Annotated in this window: 18 protein-coding genes; 13 read left to right on the top strand and 5 right to left on the bottom strand. The window is 71.9% G+C overall.

Going from position 1 to position 17,910, the window contains the following annotated elements:
* The first annotated feature begins 228 nt into the window (after positions 1–228).
* Positions 229–1,452: a beta-ketoacyl synthase gene (locus HHX35_RS34205; protein ID WP_182902787.1), complete on the top strand. Its 1,224-nt coding sequence runs from the start codon at positions 229–231 to the stop codon at positions 1,450–1,452.
* Positions 1,453–1,460: 8 nt separating this feature from the next.
* On the opposite strand, the gene HHX35_RS34210 is transcribed toward HHX35_RS34205, so the two are convergent.
* Positions 1,461–2,213, bottom strand: coding sequence for a hypothetical protein (locus tag HHX35_RS34210; protein ID WP_259405653.1), 753 nt, complete (start codon positions 2,211–2,213; stop codon positions 1,461–1,463).
* 125 nt (positions 2,214–2,338) lie between these two features.
* Here HHX35_RS34210 and HHX35_RS34215 point away from each other — a divergent pair, with 125 nt between their 5' ends.
* The 5 genes from HHX35_RS34215 to HHX35_RS34235 all read left to right on the top strand — a co-directional run bounded on the left by HHX35_RS34215 (position 2,339) and on the right by HHX35_RS34235 (position 6,559).
* Positions 2,339–3,382, top strand: a complete 1,044-nt coding sequence (locus HHX35_RS34215) for a MoxR family ATPase (RefSeq protein ID WP_182902789.1) — start codon at positions 2,339–2,341, stop codon at positions 3,380–3,382.
* Positions 3,379–4,299, top strand: a complete 921-nt coding sequence (locus HHX35_RS34220) for a DUF58 domain-containing protein (protein WP_182902790.1) — start codon at positions 3,379–3,381, stop codon at positions 4,297–4,299. Before HHX35_RS34215 ends, HHX35_RS34220 begins: the two co-directional genes overlap by 4 nt.
* Positions 4,296–5,243 carry a VWA domain-containing protein gene (locus tag HHX35_RS34225; protein ID WP_182902791.1) on the top strand — a complete coding sequence of 316 codons (948 nt, stop codon included), beginning with the start codon at positions 4,296–4,298 and terminating at the stop codon, positions 5,241–5,243. Before HHX35_RS34220 ends, HHX35_RS34225 begins: the two co-directional genes overlap by 4 nt.
* A gap of 132 nt (positions 5,244–5,375) precedes the next feature.
* On the top strand, positions 5,376–6,011 hold the full coding sequence (locus tag HHX35_RS34230) for a methyltransferase (RefSeq protein WP_182902792.1): 636 nt from the start codon (positions 5,376–5,378) through the stop codon (positions 6,009–6,011).
* Positions 6,008–6,559 carry a TrmH family RNA methyltransferase gene (locus HHX35_RS34235; protein WP_182902793.1) on the top strand — a complete coding sequence of 184 codons (552 nt, stop codon included), beginning with the start codon at positions 6,008–6,010 and terminating at the stop codon, positions 6,557–6,559. Before HHX35_RS34230 ends, HHX35_RS34235 begins: the two co-directional genes overlap by 4 nt.
* Positions 6,560–6,667: 108 nt before the next feature.
* Here HHX35_RS34235 and HHX35_RS34240 read toward each other — a convergent pair whose 3' ends face one another.
* Positions 6,668–7,225 (bottom strand): EF-hand domain-containing protein, encoded by a 558-nt coding sequence (locus HHX35_RS34240; RefSeq protein WP_182902794.1) that lies wholly within the window; start codon positions 7,223–7,225, stop codon positions 6,668–6,670.
* Positions 7,226–7,299: 74 nt separating this feature from the next.
* Here HHX35_RS34240 and HHX35_RS34245 point away from each other — a divergent pair, with 74 nt between their 5' ends.
* The 6 genes from HHX35_RS34245 to HHX35_RS34270 all read left to right on the top strand — a co-directional run bounded on the left by HHX35_RS34245 (position 7,300) and on the right by HHX35_RS34270 (position 13,226).
* On the top strand, positions 7,300–8,361 hold the full coding sequence (locus tag HHX35_RS34245) for an SDR family oxidoreductase (protein WP_182902795.1): 1,062 nt from the start codon (positions 7,300–7,302) through the stop codon (positions 8,359–8,361).
* Entirely contained in the window at positions 8,358–10,031 is a 1,674-nt protein-coding gene (locus tag HHX35_RS34250) for a fatty acyl-AMP ligase (RefSeq protein WP_182902796.1), read from the top strand. The genes HHX35_RS34245 and HHX35_RS34250 overlap by 4 nt, the downstream gene beginning before the upstream one ends.
* Positions 10,028–10,324 carry an acyl carrier protein gene (locus HHX35_RS34255; protein ID WP_182902797.1) on the top strand — a complete coding sequence of 99 codons (297 nt, stop codon included), beginning with the start codon at positions 10,028–10,030 and terminating at the stop codon, positions 10,322–10,324. Before HHX35_RS34250 ends, HHX35_RS34255 begins: the two co-directional genes overlap by 4 nt.
* A gap of 113 nt (positions 10,325–10,437) precedes the next feature.
* Positions 10,438–11,235, top strand: a complete 798-nt coding sequence (locus HHX35_RS34260) for a glycerophosphodiester phosphodiesterase (RefSeq protein WP_396781383.1) — start codon at positions 10,438–10,440, stop codon at positions 11,233–11,235.
* 171 nt (positions 11,236–11,406) lie between these two features.
* Complete coding sequence (locus HHX35_RS34265) at positions 11,407–12,756, top strand: MFS transporter (protein ID WP_139579391.1); 1,350 nt, start codon at positions 11,407–11,409, stop codon at positions 12,754–12,756.
* A gap of 125 nt (positions 12,757–12,881) precedes the next feature.
* A complete protein-coding gene (locus HHX35_RS34270; RefSeq protein WP_139579392.1) occupies positions 12,882–13,226 on the top strand; it encodes an RNA polymerase-binding protein RbpA in 345 nt (114 codons plus the stop codon).
* A 98-nt stretch (positions 13,227–13,324) separates the two neighbouring features.
* Here HHX35_RS34270 and HHX35_RS34275 read toward each other — a convergent pair whose 3' ends face one another.
* From HHX35_RS34275 to HHX35_RS34285, 3 genes are all read right to left on the bottom strand, one after another.
* Positions 13,325–14,185 carry a universal stress protein gene (locus HHX35_RS34275; RefSeq protein WP_139579393.1) on the bottom strand — a complete coding sequence of 287 codons (861 nt, stop codon included), beginning with the start codon at positions 14,183–14,185 and terminating at the stop codon, positions 13,325–13,327.
* Positions 14,186–14,303: 118 nt separating this feature from the next.
* A complete protein-coding gene (locus HHX35_RS34280; protein ID WP_182902799.1) occupies positions 14,304–16,460 on the bottom strand; it encodes an MMPL family transporter in 2,157 nt (718 codons plus the stop codon).
* Positions 16,461–16,483: 23 nt separating this feature from the next.
* Positions 16,484–17,032: a TetR/AcrR family transcriptional regulator gene (locus tag HHX35_RS34285; RefSeq protein WP_182902800.1), complete on the bottom strand. Its 549-nt coding sequence runs from the start codon at positions 17,030–17,032 to the stop codon at positions 16,484–16,486.
* A 280-nt stretch (positions 17,033–17,312) separates the two neighbouring features.
* Between HHX35_RS34285 and HHX35_RS34290 the strand changes: the two genes are divergently transcribed.
* Positions 17,313–17,828, top strand: coding sequence for a hypothetical protein (locus HHX35_RS34290; RefSeq protein WP_182902801.1), 516 nt, complete (start codon positions 17,313–17,315; stop codon positions 17,826–17,828).
* Positions 17,829–17,910 lie beyond the last annotated feature (82 nt).

The raw sequence follows: 17,910 nt of genomic DNA on the forward strand, positions 1-17,910 counted from the left end.
AAGACGCCCACGAGGTTCGCACGCCGCTCTGCGACAGGCGACCACGGACCGGTGAGGAGCGGCGGCGGGCTGCGCGGCACCGACAAATCTTCCGCGGCTTTTTGGTTGATCGTCACGCCTGCCCGAGGTGGGGTGCTTTGGCAGCGTGGGAACCCGAAGCTTCCGGCGCGATTCGCCCACCACCGTACGGGACGAGTCGGTGCGGCCATCACAGAAAAGAGGTCGTCGATGGGAGACGGGATCAGGGCGCGGGTGTCGGTCACCGGGCTGGGCGCCATCACACCGCTGGGCGCGGACGTGGCCACCACCTGGGCGGGCCTGCTGGAAGGACGGTCGGGCATCCGCCTGATCGAGGAGGGCTGGGCCGATGACCTGCCCGTACGGATCGCCGGTCGGCTGCCGGTGGACCCCGCCGAGGTGCTGGGGCGGGTGGCGGCGCGGCGGCTCGACCGCTGCCAGCAGGCGGCGCTGGTCGCCGCGCGGGAGGCGTGGGCGGACGCGGGGGCGCCCGGCGTCGAGCCCGAGCGCCTCGCCGTGGTGATCGGCACGGGGGTCGGCGGCGTCCTGACCACGCTGACTCAGAACGAGATCCTCGAAAGGTCCGGCCCGCGCAGGATCTCGCCCTACACGGTGCCGATGCTGATGCCCAACGGGCCGGCGGCGGTGGTCAGCATCGAGCTCGGCGCGCGCGGAGGCGCGCACACGCCGGTGAGCGCCTGCGCCACCGGCGCCGAGGCGATCGCGATGGGCCTGGACCTCATCAGGCTCGGGCGCGCGGACATGGTCATCGCGGGCGGCGCGGAGGCATGCGTCCATCGGCTGACCCTGGCCGGGTTCGCGCATGCCAAGGCCGTCTCCACGCGCAACGACGCGCCGCAGGAGGCGTCGCGGCCGTTCGACGTGGGGCGCGACGGCTTCGTGCTGGGCGAGGGGGCCGCGCTGGTGGTGCTGGAACGCGAGGAGTTCGCCGCCGCCCGCGGCGCCCGGGTGCACGCCACCCTCGCCGGCGCCGGGGTCACCTCCGACGCCCACCACATCACCGCCGCCGACGCGGCCGGACAGGCGCGCGCGATGCGGCTCGCCCTGACCGACGCCGGTCTGGACGCTCTCGACGTGGGGCACGTGAACGCCCACGCCACCTCGACCCCCACGGGCGACCTGACCGAGAACGCGTCGATCGCCGAGGCGATCGGGACGCATCCCGTGGTCACAGCGATCAAGTCGATGACCGGTCACCTGTGCGGCGCGGCCGGGTCGCTGGGCGCGATCGCCACCGTCCTCGCCCTGCGCGACGGGGTGATCCCCGCGATCCGCAACCTCGGCGACCCGGACCCGGAGGTCAAGCTCGACCTGGTGGCCGGGGCGCCGCGCAGCGGCCGCTGGACGGCCGGGCTGGTCAACTCCTTCGGTTTCGGCGGCCACAACGCCTCACTGGTCTTCACCGGCGCCTGACGGGTGCGTCAGATCGGGCCGCGGCCGTCGAAGAGGTCGTCCGGCCAGGGGCTCTGGCTGCCGTCGCCGCTGCCGGACGGGCCGGGGGTGGGCTGCTGCGGCTCGGGCGAGGCGGGCTCGGGCGGCGGGGTGGGCACGAACTGCGTGTTCGGCAGCGGCCGGGGCGGCTCCGGCTCGTCCTCGCCGCGGAACAGCAGCATCCAGGTGACCAGCAGCAGCGCGAGCACGAGCGTGGCCAGCAGCGTCGAGGCGAGCACGACCGAGCGCCGGGTGGCCACCGGCGGCGGGGGCGGCGCGGGCGGGGCCGGCAGCGCGGGGGTGCGGTCGCCCAGCCAGTAATGCGCGAAGTCGGGCCCGTGCCGCTGCCCGATCAGCGTGCCGGACACGGTGACCGGGTCGAGGAACCGCTCGGCCCCCGGGCCGTTCGGCATGTACGGCACGGCCACCCAGGGCGCGGGCCCGTCCTGCATCGCCAGGACGGGAGGCGTGTCGGGGGACACCCTGCCGCGCACCCGGTCGACCAAGGAGGCGCCCCACCCGCGTACACCCGTCCGGCCTTGCGCGTCCTTGATCGCGGTGACGAACCGGTCCCTCGCGGCGGCGTCGAGGGCGGCGCCGCTGGACAGGACCGCCACCGACACCACCCGGCCGTCGGACGCCTGGCCCAGGTAGACGAGCCCGGCCGGGGCCGTCTGCAGACGCGCCTGCAGCGCGAACGGCCCCACGTGGGGCGGGTCGCCGTACTGCAGCGGAGTGACCATCCCCCACATCAAAACACACCCCCACATCCGGAACCCACGGGCGCGTCAGGGGGTGTGGCACGCGCTGGGACGGGCAAATGGGAGAGAAATGGATTCTCCAGCCGAGTCACGATTGAATAACGAGCATGACCGTTGCCGATGAACGCAGTGACCCGGAGCCCGGCGAGGGCGTGACGGAGCAGGAGGAGGGCGAGGCCCCGCTGGACGCCCTGCGGGAGGCGCTGGGCGAGGTCCGGCGTGTGATCGTCGGACAGGAGCACATGGTCGAGCGGCTGCTGGTGGCGCTGCTCGCCCGGGGACACTGCCTGCTCGAAGGCGTCCCGGGGGTCGCCAAGACGCTGGCCGCCTCGACGCTGGCCACCGTCGTGGGCGGCACGTTCGCCCGCATCCAGTTCACCCCCGACCTGGTGCCCAGCGACATCGTCGGCACCCGCGTCTACCACCCGAGCTCCGAGCGGTTCGACGTCGAGCTCGGGCCGGTGTTCGTCAACTTCCTGCTCGCCGACGAGATCAACCGCGCTCCCGCGAAGGTGCAGTCGGCCCTGCTGGAGGTGATGGCCGAGCGGCAGGTGACGCTCGCGGGGCGCACCCACCCGCTGCCCCGGCCGTTCGTCGTGCTGGCGACGCAGAACCCGATCGAGTCGGAGGGCGTCTACCCGCTGCCCGAGGTGCAGCGCGACCGGTTCCTGTTCAAGGTGCGCGTGTCCCATCCGAGCGCGCACGAGGAGCTGGAGATCCTGCAGCGGATGAGCGTGCGCCCGCCCGTGCCCAGGCCGGTGCTCGACCCGGCCACGCTCGTGCGGCTGCAGGACCTGGCCGAGGAGGTCTCGGTCCACCAGCTCGTGGCCGACTACGTCGTACGGCTGGTCATGGCCACGCGCACCCCGGCGGACTACGGCCTGGCCGACCTGCAGGACACGATCGAGATCGGGGTGAGCCCCCGGGCGACGCTTGGGCTGATCGCCGCCGGGCGGGCTCTGGCCCTGCTGCGCGGACGCGACTACCTGCTGCCCGACGACGTCCGCGACGTGGCGGTCGACGTCATGTCGCACCGGCTGATGCTCACCTTCGACGCGCTGGCCGACGAGGTGGACCCCGACGACGTCGTACGCCGGGTCCTTCAGTCGGTGCCGCCGCCGCTCGTCGTGTGGAACCAGGGCATGCGATGAGCGGGGCGAACCCCGACCAGGCGCTGCGGCGGCTGGAGCTGACGGTGGTGCGGCGGCTGGACGGGCTGCTGCAGGGCCGCCACCAGGGGCTGATCCCCGGGCCCGGCAGCGACCACGGCGACACCCGCGTGTACGTGCCGGGCGAGGACGACGTGCGCCGCATGGACTGGGCGGTGACGGCGCGCACGACGGTCCCGCACGTGCGGGACCTGATCGCCGACCGGGAGCTGGAGACCTGGGCGGTGGCCGACCTGTCGGCCAGCATGGAGTTCGGCACTGCCGACATGTCCAAGCGCGACCTGGTCGTCAGCGCCGTCGGGGCGATCGGGATCCTGGCGAGCCGGGTGGGCGACCGGTTCGGCGCCTACATCCTGTACGGCGACGACGTGCACCGCTTTCCGGCCAGGCCCGGCCGGCCCCGGCTGTACGCTCTGCTGCACTCGCTGCTCAGCGCGCCGCCCGCGCAGGGTTCGGTGGACCTCGGGGAGGCTCTGGAGATGATGGCGACGGCGCACCGCAAGCGCGGGCTGCGGGTGGTCGTCTCCGATTTCCTCGACTCGCCCGACTCCTGGGAGCCGCCGCTGCGCCGCCTGGCCGCGCGGCACCAGGTGCTCGCCGTGGAGATCATCGATCCCCGCGAGCTGGAACTGCCCGACGTCGGGTTCGTCACCCTCGCCGACCCCGAGACCGGGCGCTCGCGCGGCGTCCACCTGTCGCACGCGCTCAGGGAGCGGTACGCCGAGGCGGCGGCCGAGCAGCGCCTGGCGACCCGGGCGGCGCTGCGCCGGGCCGGGGCGGCCCACCTGGTGCTGCGCACCGATCGCGACTGGGTGTTCGACATCGCCGAGTTCGTGTTGCGCCAGCGGCGGGCCTCCCACCTGCTGCGCCGGGCCGCGAACAGGAAGGCGGGCGCATGACCTTCCTCACCCCCGGCTGGCTCTGGCTGTTCGTCCTGGTCGCCGCGATGGTCGCGGCGTACGTCGCGGCGCAGTTCGCGCGTCGCCGCTACACGGTGCGCTTCACGAACCTCGCACTGCTGTCGCTCGTGGCGCCCGAGCGGCCCACCTGGCGGCGGCACGTGCCGGCCGTGCTGTTCCTCGTCATGATGAGCCTGCTGGTGCTCGGCGCCGCCCGGCCCGCGGGCGAGGTGAGGGTGCCCCGCGACCGCGCCACCATCATGGTCGCCGTGGACGTGTCGCTGTCGATGGAGTCGGCCGACGTCCCGCCCACCCGGCTCGTCGCGGCCAAGCAGGCCGCCCAGCAGTTCGTGAGAGACCTGCCCGACCGGTTCAACGTCGGAGTGGTGGCCTTCGCCAGATCGGCCGCCGTCGTGATCTCCCCCACCACCGACCACGCCGCCGTGAACACCGCGATCTCCAGCCTCACCACCCGGCCCGGCACGGCGATCGGCGAGGCCGTGTTCAACTCGCTCGACTCGATCAGATCGTTCGACCAGCGGGCCGTCACCGATCCGCCCCCGTCCGCCATCGTGCTGTTGTCGGACGGCGACAACACCTCCGGACGGTCGGTCAACGAGGCCATCGAGGCGTCGGTCGGCGCCAAGGTGCCGGTGTCCACGATCGCGTACGGCACGCCCGAGGGCACGGTGACGATCGACAACCGGGCGGTGCAGGTGCCGGTCAACAAGACCACGCTGAAGTCGCTGTCGGACGGCACCGGAGGCCGGGCCTACACCGCGGAGTCGGGCAGCGAACTGCGCGACGTGTACGCGCAGATCGGCACCTCGCTCGGCTACAAGGTCGTGCACCAGGAGATCACCCAGCGGTTCCTCGTCGCGGCGATCGTCGCGGGCCTGCTGGCCGCCGCGGCGGCGATGCTGCTGGGCGCCCGCATCCCCTGACCCGCCTGACGCCCTGAGGCGCCCTGCCCCTGCCCGAACTCACCGAACGGCGATGACGCCAGGGCCGCGGACGCGCGGCACGGACCGCACGCGTGGAGATCACAGGTCCGCGGCGTTGGTACGTTTGGGCACGTGGCCCATTACTTCGAGGAGAGCCCCCAGACGGCCAGCCGGCCCGGTTCGGTCACCCTGGTCCTCCCGGATCTTCACCTGCGGCTGGAGACCGACCGTGGGGTGTTCTCCCCCGAACGGATCGATCCGGGAACCCGGGTGCTGCTGGAGAGCGTGCCCCCGCCTCCGGCCGAGGGCGACCTGCTCGACCTCGGATGCGGATACGGGCCCATCGCGCTGACGATGGCGTCGCGGGCGCCGGGGGCCACGGTGTGGGCCGTCGACGTCAACCGCCGCTCGGTGGAGCTGTGCGCGCGCAACGCCAGGAGCGCCGGCCTTGACAAAGTAAGGTCGGTTCATGTCGACGAGATGCCGGCGGACGTCAGGTTCAGGGCCATCTGGTCGAACCCGGCCATCCGGATCGGCAAGGCCGCGCTTCACGAGATGCTCACCCGGTGGCTCGACCGGCTCACCCCCGACGGCAGCGCCTACCTGGTCGTGCAGAAGCACCTGGGCTCCGACTCCCTGCAGCGCTGGCTGAGCGATCAGGGCCTGCCCACCTCACGGCTGGCCTCCCGGTCCGCCTACCGCGTACTGCGGGTCGACGCCCGTCCCGCCGAGCGAGAGACCCAGCAGCGAGAAAGCAAGGAGCCATGAGCACCCCGAACCCGCGCAGGCAGCTCAAGCCGACCGACGTCAAGCGGCTCAACCGCACCTGGCGCCGCAACACCGAGGGCCGTCTCGCGCTGATCCTCGAATCGGTGACCGGCCCCTTCAACATCGGATCGATCTTCCGTACGGCCGCCGCCTTCGGCGTGGAGACGGTCTGGCTGGCCGGCAACGCCACCCCGCCCACCAACCCCAAGGCCCAGAAGACCGCACTCGGCACCGACCGTCTGGTCGAGTGGCACGAGCCGGTCCCGGTGACCGAGGCCGTACGCGCGGCCAGGGAGGAGGGATTCCGGGTGGTCGCCGTCGAGCTGACCGGCGACGCCGTTCCCCTGCACGAGGCCAAGCTCGACGGCGACGTCTGCCTGGTGCTCGGCAGCGAGGACCACGGCTGCTCCCCCGCCTGCCTGGAGGCGGCCGACTCGGTGGCCTACATCCCCCAGGTCGGCCGCGTGGGCTCTGTCAACGTGGCGGTCGCCGCGGCCATCGCGATGGCGGAGGCCAGGCGGCAGGAATGGGCGTCGTCCGCCGGGTAGCCGCCCCCCGAGACGGCCCCCGGCGTCGCGCCCGGACCAGCGCACGACGTGCGGGCTCGCGGCCCGGCCGCGCCGCGAGCCCTCTCCCTGCCGTACGGCGGCTCGGCCCTACGCGGGAAGCGGACCGAACAGCCAGTTGCCGTGGCACTCCGCGTCCGGGCTCCGGAAGAACTGCTCGTTGGCCACGTGCAGCTCCTGCCGGCTCAGTGAGCCGTTGCCGTCCAGGTCGAGATGCTCGAACGCGGCGGCGGCGTTCGCCTCCGACATGCGGAAGGCGCTCGCGGCCATCCGCAGGTATTCGGTCCGGGTGATCCTCCCGTCTCCGTCGGTGTCCATGAGGTCGTAGAAGGCGTCGGCGACCGGCGCGACATGGGTGTGGTAGCCCGCCTCGGGCTGAGTGACGAACCGATGGAACCCGGCCATGAACTCTTTCAGCTCGACGCGCTCGTCCCCGTCGGTGTCCATGGGCAGGGTGACCTCGTCCCACAGCCTCGCGTACCGGTCCCGGACCCGCTGCGACTGCGTGGAGCCCGGCGCGAACCCGAACGCGTTCACCAGCCGGTCGGCCGAGGCGGTGTAGTCCATCTTGTCGATGGTCCCGTCGTCGTCCACGTCCAGAAGCGTGAACAGATGGGTCAGCTTGCGCTGCTGCAGGTCGTTGAGCATGGGACCTCCCGAGTCCTGTTACCGTGAGCGACCGAGACTTTACCGTCCGCTACCGATTGTGGGAAGGTGCCGTGGTGCGGGTTCACGTGATCGACGGGGCCAACGGCTTCGTGGCCTCTCATCTCATCGGCTCACTGCTGGCCGGGGGCGACGAGGTGATCGCCCTCGCCCGCGCCTCCGCCGAGGTGGTGCGCCGCCGGGTCGCGGACGCGCTGTGCTGCCTCGGCTTCGACGAGTCCCCGGCTCGACGCCTCCGGGTGCGCGGGCTGGCGCTGGACGAGCCGGACCTCGGCCTTCCTGTCACCGAGGTCTTCGCCGAGCCCTGCACCTACTGGCATGTCGCGGCGCTCGTCACCTTCTTCCCCCGCCGCGAGGAGGAGCTCCTGAACGTGAACGTGACGGGATCGGCGAACACGCTGGCGACGTACGAGCGGCACGCCCGGCCCGGCTCGCGCTACGTCCTCGTCGGGACGGCCTATCAGTGCGGGCTCGATACCGAGGGCCCCGTTCCCGAGGACTGGCCGTCGCAGGCTCCGCCGGACCGGTTCCGGAACTTCTACGAATACTCCAAACGCCAGGCGGAGATCGCGCTGGCACGGTCGCGGTCCGTCCGCGAGGGCGCCGCCCTGGTGGCCCGGCTGGGCGTGATGGTCGGGCACTCCCGCACCGGGCGGGCGCTGACCGACTACGGCCTGTACGACTTCCTCCGGGTGATCGCCTTCTTCGCCCGGCGCACGCCCGGGGAACGGGTCCGCCTCCCCTGCCATCCGGACGCCAACCTCCATCTGGCCCCCGTCGACACCACGGTCTCCCGGCTGCTCGCGCTCGCCGCCGCGGACCGGGCGCGTCCGGTCTCCCACCTGGTGAACGGAGCCACCGTGCCGGTGCGCGACCTGTTCGACGTGATCAACGCCCACCTGCCGATCGAACTGGTTCCCGCCACGCCCGAAGAGATCCGCGCCAGGCCGTTCAGCCAGTTCGAGGCGGTGGTCAACATGCGGGCCAAGTACACCGCGACCTATTTCCGGCACCACTACGACTTCGAGTGGCGGGATGCGACGGCTCCGCCCGCCGTCACTCCCTCGACCCTCGACCGGCTGGTCTCCTGGTACGTACGGGAGGGGCTGCCCGAATGACCGACTTCGTCACACACGTACGGGCCCGCCTCGGCGACGATCGGGAGTTCGTCTTCGTGCGGGACGACGGCAGCCCGGCCCGGCTCACCTTCGCCGAACTGGACAGGCGGGCGCGCGCCACCGCCGTGTGGCTCGCCGCACGCGGCCTGACCGATCAGCCGGTGTTGCTGCTCTACCCGGCGGGGCTCGACTTCACCGTCGCGTTCCTCGGCTGTCTCTACGCCCGGGTGCCGGCCATCCCCGCTCCCCTGCCGGACGCGGGCGCACCGCACGCGAACCGCGTGCGGGCACTGATGCGGGACGCGGGCGCGCGGCTGGTCCTGACCGATTCCGCGCACGCGGCCGAGCTGTCCGGCTTCTCTGCCCGTGTGGCCGATCCCGCCGTCGCCGATCCGGACGCCTGGACCCCGCCCGCCATGACCGCCGGCACCCTCGCCTATCTGCAGTACACCTCCGGCTCGACGAGCGACCCGCGGGGAGTCGAGGTCTCACACGGCAACCTGCTGCACAACCTGGAGCTCTTCCGGTTGCTGGCCCGGAACACGCCGGTGCGGCGGCTGGCCGGGTGGCTGCCCCACTATCACGATATGGGCCTGGTCGGCCTCCAGTTACAGGCGCTCCACGCGGGCGCCGACCTGGTGTTCATGTCACCGGCCGCGTTCGTCGCGCGGCCGGTGCGCTGGCTGGAGCTGATCAGCCGGTACGGCGCGGACTGGACCGTGTCGCCGGACTTCGGGTACGCCTGGTGCACCCGCAGGATCACCGACGAGCAGCTCGCCGGCCTGGACCTGTCCACGCTGACCATGGCCCTCAGCGGAGCCGAGCCGATCCGGGCCGGCACGCTCGCCGAGTTCGAGCGGCGGTTCGCTCCCGCCGGATTCCGCCCGACCACCTGGAATCCCGGCTACGGCCTGGCCGAATGCACCTTGATGGTCACCTGCGTGCCACAGGGGCAGGGCGTGACCGTGCGGCGGTTCGACCCCTCCGCGCTGGAACGGCATCGGGCGGTCCCGGTGCCCGAGGGGACGCCCCTGGTCGCGTGCGGCCCTGTCTCCGGGCTCGACCTGCGGATCGTCGAGCCGGACGGCTTCCGCCCCCTCGCCGACGGCGAGATCGGGGAGATCTGGGTCTCGGGCCCCAGCGTCGCCCTCGGCTACCGGGGCCGCCCCGCGGAGACCCGCGCCACCTTCCGCGCCGACGATTCCGCGCAGCACGGCCGCTGGCTGCGCACCGGAGACCTGGGGTTCCTGCTCGACGGCCAGCTCTACGTGACGGGGCGGATCAAGGATGTGATCATCGTCAACGGCCGCAACCTCTACCCGCAGGACCTGGAGGAGGCGGCCGCGCGGTCCAACCCGGCCGCGGGGCGCAGCGCCGCCTTCGGCGTCCGCCGCGACGACGGCGGGGAACACGTCGTTCTGGTCCAGGAGATACGGCGGGGACAGCCGGGGGACCTCGGCGAGACGGCCGACCGGGTCATGGATCAGGTGACGCGGGAGTTCGGCGTCCCGCTGAGCCTGATGCTGGTGGCCCGCGGCGCGGTGCGGCAGACCACCAGCGGCAAGCTTCGCCGCCGCCACATGCGGGAGCTGTTCCTCAGCGGAACCCTCACCCCGCTGTACGCCGAACTGGAACCCGCGCTCAACGACCTGCCGGAGACCGTCGCATGAACGCCGTCCCCGATCCCGGGCCCCACGGCGACCTGCGCCGATGGCTGATCGAGCGGGTGGCCGTCTATCTCCGGCTGCCACCCGCGGAGATCGACCCGACGGTCAAGCTCCGCACGTACGGCCTGGACTCGATCCACGCGCTCAGTCTGTGCGTCGACGTGGAAGAGGCCGTCGGCCTATTGGTCGAGCCGACCCTGGCCTGGGATCACCCCACGATCGACGACATCGCCGCCCACCTGGCCGGCCTCCTGTCGGGAGGCCGAATCGGACAAGGGCCTTCGGACACGGAGTGAACCGCGGCACATCGAAGCGGAACTTCCGCCGCGAAGATGACAAGGGACTCTTGTGACGCAAATGTTCACCTTGGTGCGCTGACTGTATGGCCGGAACCCGGCATACTCCTCTCGTGCATCGCCGTTTCGCGTTCCTCGACCATCCCGGACCGCTCGCCTTCGCGCATCGAGGCGGGGCGGCGGAGGCCCGCGAGAACACCATGGCCGCTTTCTCCCGGGCGGTCGAGCTCGGCTACACCTACCTGGAGACCGACGCGCACGCGACCGCCGACGGCGTCCTGCTGGCGTTCCACGACCACACCCTCGACCGCGTCACCGACGGCACCGGCCGCATCTCGCGGCTGCCCTACCGCGAGGTGCGCAGGGCCAGGATCGGCGGCCGGCACGAGATCCCGCTGATGGAGGACCTGCTCGGCGCCTGGCCGGACGTGCGGTTCAACATCGACGTCAAGGAGAGCGCCGCGATCGTGCCGCTGGCCCGGGCGATCCGCCGCACCCGCGCCTACGACCGCGTGTGCCTGACCTCGTTCTCCGATGTGCGGCTGGCCCGCGCCCGGCGCGCGATCGACCGGGAGGTCTGCTTCTCGCTCGGCCCGCGCGGCCTGGCCGCCCTGCGCACGGCCGCGATGGGAGGCGGGTACGGCAGGCTGCTGTCCGGGCTGGCCCGGGCGGGAGTGCCGTGCGCGCAGGCGCCGATCGGGTTCCGCGGCCTGCGGGTGACCACCCGTGCCCTCGTGCGCACCGCGCACGCGATCGGCATGCAGGTGCACGTGTGGACGGTGAACGACCCGGTGACGATGGCACATCTGCTCGATCTCGGCGTCGACGGGATCATGACGGACAACATCAGCGGCCTGCGCGACGTGCTCAAGTCACGCGGGCAGTGGCACCCCCGCCCGGCCGAGCCGTGACCCCGGACCATCACACCCGGCCCGGAACGCCCCGCCGAAGCCGCTGATCCTCTGTCCACGCCGAACCCCTGCCCCCGCCGAACCCTGCCCCTGCCGAACCCTGCCCCTGCCGAACCCTGCCCCTGCGGAGCCCTCGGCCCCGGCGACGCTCCACCCCCGTGAGGAGAGACCATGACCGCTCCCCAGGTCGTTCAGGAGGAGATCCCCGGCGCGCGACGACGCGAGCAACGCGGCTGGTACTGGTACGACTGGGCTGACTCGGCGTTCCAGACGACCGTCCTGACCGTCTTCCTCGGGCCCTACCTGACCTCGGTCGCCACGACGGCGGCGGGCGGCGAGGACGGCTTCGTGTCGTTCCTGGGCCTCGACCTGCGGCCGAAGGCGTACTTCACGGCCCTGGTGACGATCTCGGTGCTGCTGCAGATCGTGATCATGCCGATCGCCGGCGCCCTGGCCGACCACACCGGCCGCAAGAAGCAGATCCTCGGGGTCTTCGCCTACGTGGGCGCGGCGGCCACGCTCGGCTTCTACCTCGTCTCCGGCGGCGGCTACCTGCTCGGCGGCGTGCTGTTCCTGGTCGCCAACGTGACCTTCGGCGTGGCGCGGGTGGTCTACGACTCCTTCCTGCCGCAGATCTCCGGCGCGGAGGAACGCGACGCGATCTCCAGCAGGGGCTGGGGCTTCGGCTACCTCGGCGGCGGTCTGCTGCTGGCGCTCAACCTGGTGCTCTACCTGTCCGGCGCGGTCGAGGAGGGCCTGGCGGTCCGCGTGAGCCTGGCCTCGGCGGGCCTGTGGTGGGGCGCGTTCACCCTGATCCCGATGCTGCGCCTGCGCAACCGGCGGGTGCCCGTCCACGAGGCGACCGCGGCCCGGGCCGCGGCCGGCAGCATCCGCCAGCTCGGCCGGACCCTCGCCGACCTGCGGCGTTATCCGCGAACGCTGCTGTTCCTCGCGGCCTACCTGATCTACAACGACGGCGTGCAGACGGTTATCGGGTTCTCCGCGACGTACGCCGACCAGGAGCTGGGGCTGAGCCAGACGCACCAGATCGGGGCGATCCTCATGGTGCAGTTCATCGCCGTCGGCGGCGCGCTCGGGCTCGCGCGGATCGCGGCCAGGATCGGGACCAAGCGCACGGTCCTGGCCAGCCTGGTCGTGTGGACGGCGGTGGTGGGGGTGGCCTACTTCCTGCAGAAGGGCGCGGCGGTCCAGTTCTACGCGATCGCCTTCGCCATCGCGATCGTCATGGGCGGCACGCAGGCGCTGTCGCGCTCGCTGTACTCTCTGGTCATCCCGCCCGGCCGGGAGGCGGAGTACTTCAGCCTCTACCAGATCAGTGACAAGGGCTCGGCGTTCCTCGGCTCGCTGGTGCTCACGCTGGCGCTCCAGCTCACCGACAGCTATCGCACCGCGATCGTCTCGCTGATCGTGTTCTTCGTCGTCGGGTTCGTGTTGCTCACCGTTGTCAACCTGCCTCAGGCCATCCGCGAGGCGGGGAACGAGGTGCCCGACCACATCTGAGACCAGTGGGACGGAAAAAGCGCGATTGGATCAGGTCTCGGCTGGGAATCCACACACGGTATCAGGCGTTGTACGCGGTGGCGAACGAACCCCTCGAAGGCGGGGACCTCAGGAGGCTTAAAGACATGGGCGAGCGTGCACTTCGCGGTACCCGGCTCGGCGCGACCAGCTACGAGAACGACCGCAACACCGATCTGGCCCCGCGCCAGGAGGTGTCCTACACGTGCCCCAAGGGCCATCTCACCACCGTCCCGCTCGCCGTCGAGGCCGAGATTCCGACGAACTGGGAGTGCCGTTACTGCGGCAGCCCGGCGCTGCGGGTGGACGCGGAGCAGCCCCAGCAGAAGAAGGCGAAGCCCCCGCGGACCCATTGGGACATGCTGCTGGAGCGCCGCTCGATCGAGGACCTCGAAGAGGTGCTGAACGAGCGGCTCGCCATTCTGCGCGAGCAGCGGCGCAAGAGCGCGTAGGACGCCGAAAAACGCCCCCGGCGGCCCGGAGATTCCGGGCCGCCGGGGGCGTTCGCATGTCCGGCCCGCGAGCGAATCGTTCGATCCGGACTGCTTGCTCAGCCGGTCGGCTCCGGCGCGCGGACGACGACCATGGGGCACGTCGCGTAGTGGAGCATGGCCTGGCAGACCGATCCGAGGACCAGGCCGGTGAACTCGCCGTGGCCCCGGGAGCCGATGACGAGCAGGTCGGCGTTCGCCGACGCCTGCCGCAGCACGTCCACCGGATGGCCCCGGACGACCTCCTCGACGACCTTGACGTCGGGATGGCGCTCACGGCGCCCGGCGAGGGCCTCCCTGACCATCCGCACTTCGACCTTCTCGTCGTCGAAGTCGTCGGGGAGCGGGGCGAAGCCGCCGCCCGCCTCCAGCGAGCTGTAGGCGTGCACCACCCGCAGTCCCGTCCCCCGCAGCGCCGCCTCGGCGAAGGCGAAGTCGAGCACCTTGGCGCAGGCGGGCGATCCGTCGATGCCCACCACGATCTCCGGGCGCGGCGTGGAGGGCACCTCCCGCACGACGACCACGTCGCACGGGGCGTGACCCGCCACGCCGTACGCGACCGAGCCGAGCAGCAGGCCGCGGAAGCCGCCGAGCCCGTGGTTGCCGAGCACCAGGAGATCGGCGTCCAGGGCCGCCTCGACGAGCGCCGGGCGCGGGTCGCCGGCCAGGATCGCGGTGTCGACCGGCACCCGGGGCGCCTCCGCGCGAACCCGCTCGGTGGCGGCGCCGAGCACGGCGGCGGCGCCGTCGCGCATCCACGCCGCGACGCTGGTGTACGGACCCTGCTGCGCGGTCGAGCACGCCCAGGCGGGGATGGCGTTGGCGATGCGCAAGGGGACGCCGCGCAGGTCGGCCTCCCGGGCCGCCCAGCAGGCGGCCTCCATGCCGGCGTGCGAGCCGTCGACACCCACGACGATCATGACGCCCTCCCCTCTGCCGGTCCTTCCATGACATCGTTCCCACGCCGGGGCGTGCGAGCGCCGAAGGTCCCGCCGGGACGGGACCTCCGGCCCCCGCGCCCGCTACGACACCCCGCTCCTACAACAGGGCGTGCTCGGGGGAGGCGGCGCGGGTGGTGAGGTGGTGGCGCAGGCGCTCGCCCTCGACGTCGAGGTCGGGCAGCGCCCGGTCCAGGGCGCGGGGCAGCCACCAGGCGGCGCGGCCGAGCATGGACATCACGGCGGGGACGAGGGTCATGCGGACCACGAAGGCGTCGACGAGCACGCCGACCGCCAGTGCGAAGCCCATCGACTTGATGATCGGGTCGTTCATGAACACGAACCCGCCGAACACGGCCGTCATGATCAGCGCCGCGGCGGTGACGACCCGCGCGTTGTGCCCCATGCCGTTGATCGTCGCCTGGCGTGGAGTGTCGCCGTGCACGTAGTCCTCGCGCATCCGCGAGACCAGGAACACCTCGTAGTCCATGGCCAGGCCGAACAGGATGCCGATGAGCAGGATCGGCAGGAAGCTCACCAGCGGGCCCGGCACGTCCACGCCCAGCAGACCGGCCAGGTGACCCTCCTGGAAGATCGCCACGGTGATGCCGAAGGTCGAGCCGACGGTGAGCAGGAAGCCCAGCGCCGCCTTGACCGGGACCAGGATCGAGCGGAAGACGAGCATGAGCAGCAGCACCGACAGGCCGACCACCAGCAGCAGGTACACGGGCATGGCGTCGGCGAGCTTGTCGGAGACGTCGATGCCCACGGCGGTCGCGCCGGTGACGGCGATCTCGGCGCCGCCGATCGCGGCGACCTTGGCGCGGATGGCGTGGACGGCGTCCTCGGTGGCCGCGGCGGTGGGCCCGGCCTTGGGGATGATGGTCAGCAGCGCGGTGGTGCCCGCTGCGTTGGGCTGCGGCGGGGCCACGGCCAGCACGCCGGGGGTCTGCTGGATCACCCGGGCGGCCTCACCCGCGGCGGCGGTCGTGGCCGCGCGGTCGGCGGCGGAGACCACGGCGATCAGGCGGGCGTTGAAGCCCTCGCCGAACCCCTCGCTGGTCAGGTCGTACGCCTCGCGGGCCGGGGTGCCGGGAGCGGCGGTGCCGGCGTCGGGCAGGGCCAGCCGCAGGTCCTGGGCCGGCAGCGTGAGCGCGCCGAGGCCGAGGACTCCGGCCAGCAGGATCGGCACGCGCAGCCGGGTGACCACCCGTCCCCACGTGTAGCCGAAGCCCCTGCCGCCCGCGTCCGCGTTCTCGCCGGTGCGCTGCTTGCGGGGCAGCACCCGGGCTCCTGCGTACGACAGGAAGGCGGGCAGCAGCGTGAGGGCGACCAGCACGGCGACGGCCACGGTGCCGGCGGCGGCCAGGCCCATCACGCTCAGGAACGGGATGCCGACCACCGACAGACCGGCGAGGGCGATGACCACGGTGGCCCCGGCGAACACGACCGCCGATCCGGCGGTGCCGACCGCCCGGCCCGCGGCCTCCTCCGGCGCCACGCCCTCGGCCAGGAACTGGCGGTAGCGGGAGGTGATGAACAGCGAGTAGTCGATGCCCACGGCCAGGCCCAGCATCAGCGCCAGCACCGGCGTGACGGAGGTCAGCTCGACGAGGCCGCTGAGCGCGAACAGGCCGCCCATGCCGGCCCCCACGCCGATCAGCGCGTTCAGCAGGGTCATGCCGGCGGCCACCAGGGAGCCGAAGGTGACGATCAGCACCACCGCGGCGATCACGACGCCGATCCCTTCCGACCCGCCCACTTCCGGCGCGGCGTTCAGGACCTCGCCGCCGTGCTCGACCCGCAGCCCCGCCACCGAGGAGCCGGCCTTCAGGTAGGCCGCGCGCTGGGCGTCGGTCACATCCTTGAGCCCGCGGTCGAACTGCACCTGGACCAGGGCGTAGCGGCCGTCGGCGGAGACCGCGCCGACCCGGAACGGGTCCATGGCGGCGACGACGCCGGGCACGGCGGCGGCCTCCTTGACCACGGGCGCGACCGCGGCCGCGTCCAGCTTCCGGCCCTGCGAAGCGGCGACGACGATGGTGCCGGTGGCACCGCTGGCCTGCGGGAACTCCTTGGCCAGAGCGTCCAGCGCCCGCTGCGACTCGGTGCCGGGCATGGCGAACTTGTCGCCGGTCGGGCCGTGGAAGGCCGCGGCGGCCAGGCCCAGGACCACGAGCAGCAGCAGCCACACGGCGGCCACACGCCCGCGTCTGCGGAAGGAGAACCGGCCCAGCCGGTACAGCAGGGTTGCCAAAGCAGATCTCTTTCTTCGGGAGGTCAGTCGGTCTGCAGGCCGAGCGTCCGCAACGCGCCGCGGGTCAGCTCCGCGCGCAGCGTCTCCTCGGGGAGCGTGAGCTCGCCGGCGCTGGTCAGGATGATCCCCAGCATCGCCATCCAGGCCCAGACCCGGGCCTGGGGGGCGGCCGAACGGCCGGACAGGGCGTCCGTCAGCCGTTCGGTGAGGCCGTCCACGTCCGGCAGTTCCGGCCGGTTGATCAGCGCGTCGACGTCCTGCAGGAGGATCTTCACCTGCAGCCGGAAGCGCAGGGACAGGTCGACGAGCCCGGCGACGGCGGCACGGGCGGCCTCCTCGCCGTCCAGCCCGGCGAGCCGCCCCTCCAGCGCGGCGAACTCCGGCCCGACGGGCGCCAGCAGCTCGGTCAAGATCGCGTCCTTGTTCGTGAAGTGGTAGAGCAAGGACGCCTTGGAGCAGCCCGCGTCCGTGGCGATGTCCTGCAGGGAGGTGCCGCGGAAGCCGTGGGCGGCGAACAGCCGCACGGCCGAATCCAGGATGTCCGCGCGCATGGTGGTTGCGGAACGTGTCATGAGGACACCCTAGCTGACCGATCGGCCAGCATTGACCGATCGGCCAGTAACCGACTCCGTTCCGGCGGTCGCCGGCGCTCCTGCCAGCAGCCGCGTGGAGACCTCATGCGTCGTCCACCGGTACGTTCACGCAGCAGACATACGGCGCCACGACGCGATGCAGGGCTCGGCGTATGCGGCGGCGCCGCAGTTACGCCGGAAACAGCCCTATGCGATAGCACCGAAGGAACCATCCGATTTGAGCCGAATCGCCCCGTCGTCTGTGACAGCGTGAGAGCTTATGGCCGAGCTGCTGATCACCGCCGGAGATACCTTCCAGCGCAGGTATGGTCGCTACCTCCTCGTTGACGGGGATGGTCCGACCGACGACACGGAAGATGCGCGGCTCTTGGGCGGCGAATTGTGCTCCACCACCCACAACCTGATGGTCATCGAGTCGATCGCAGGGCGCGATGACGTCCTGGAACTGACAAGGGGAAGGTTCGTCTTCGAGGTCTGGAGCACTGAGCCGCCGCCCACGCCGAACGACGCCTGGGACAAGCAGACCGTCGTTCAGTTCCGGACGACATCGGGGGTCCTCCATCTCGAGGACGACGAGGAAGTGGCGAGTCCGCTTCAGGTCGACCTGGGCGCGCGAGCCATGCGCTGGTGGGTCAGGTTGTCGGCTCGTGAGATCGAACTGGAGCCCGAGGAAGTGGAGTACTTCACGTTGGGGGCCGAGGAGTACGAGGCCGAAGTGTTTTTCCTTCAGTTCTGGCCGGACCGCCCCGGAGAACGAAGGGACCGGGACGATTGAAAACTCGCCCCGGCCAGCCCATCATGGGTCGGTCAATTCTCAGCGCCCCCGCACCACCCGTCGCATGAATTATGTCGACGCC

It is taken from the genome of Microbispora sp. H10830, assembly GCF_014161375.1.
In the GTDB taxonomy this organism is placed as follows: Bacteria; Actinomycetota; Actinomycetes; order Streptosporangiales; family Streptosporangiaceae; genus Microbispora; species Microbispora catharanthi.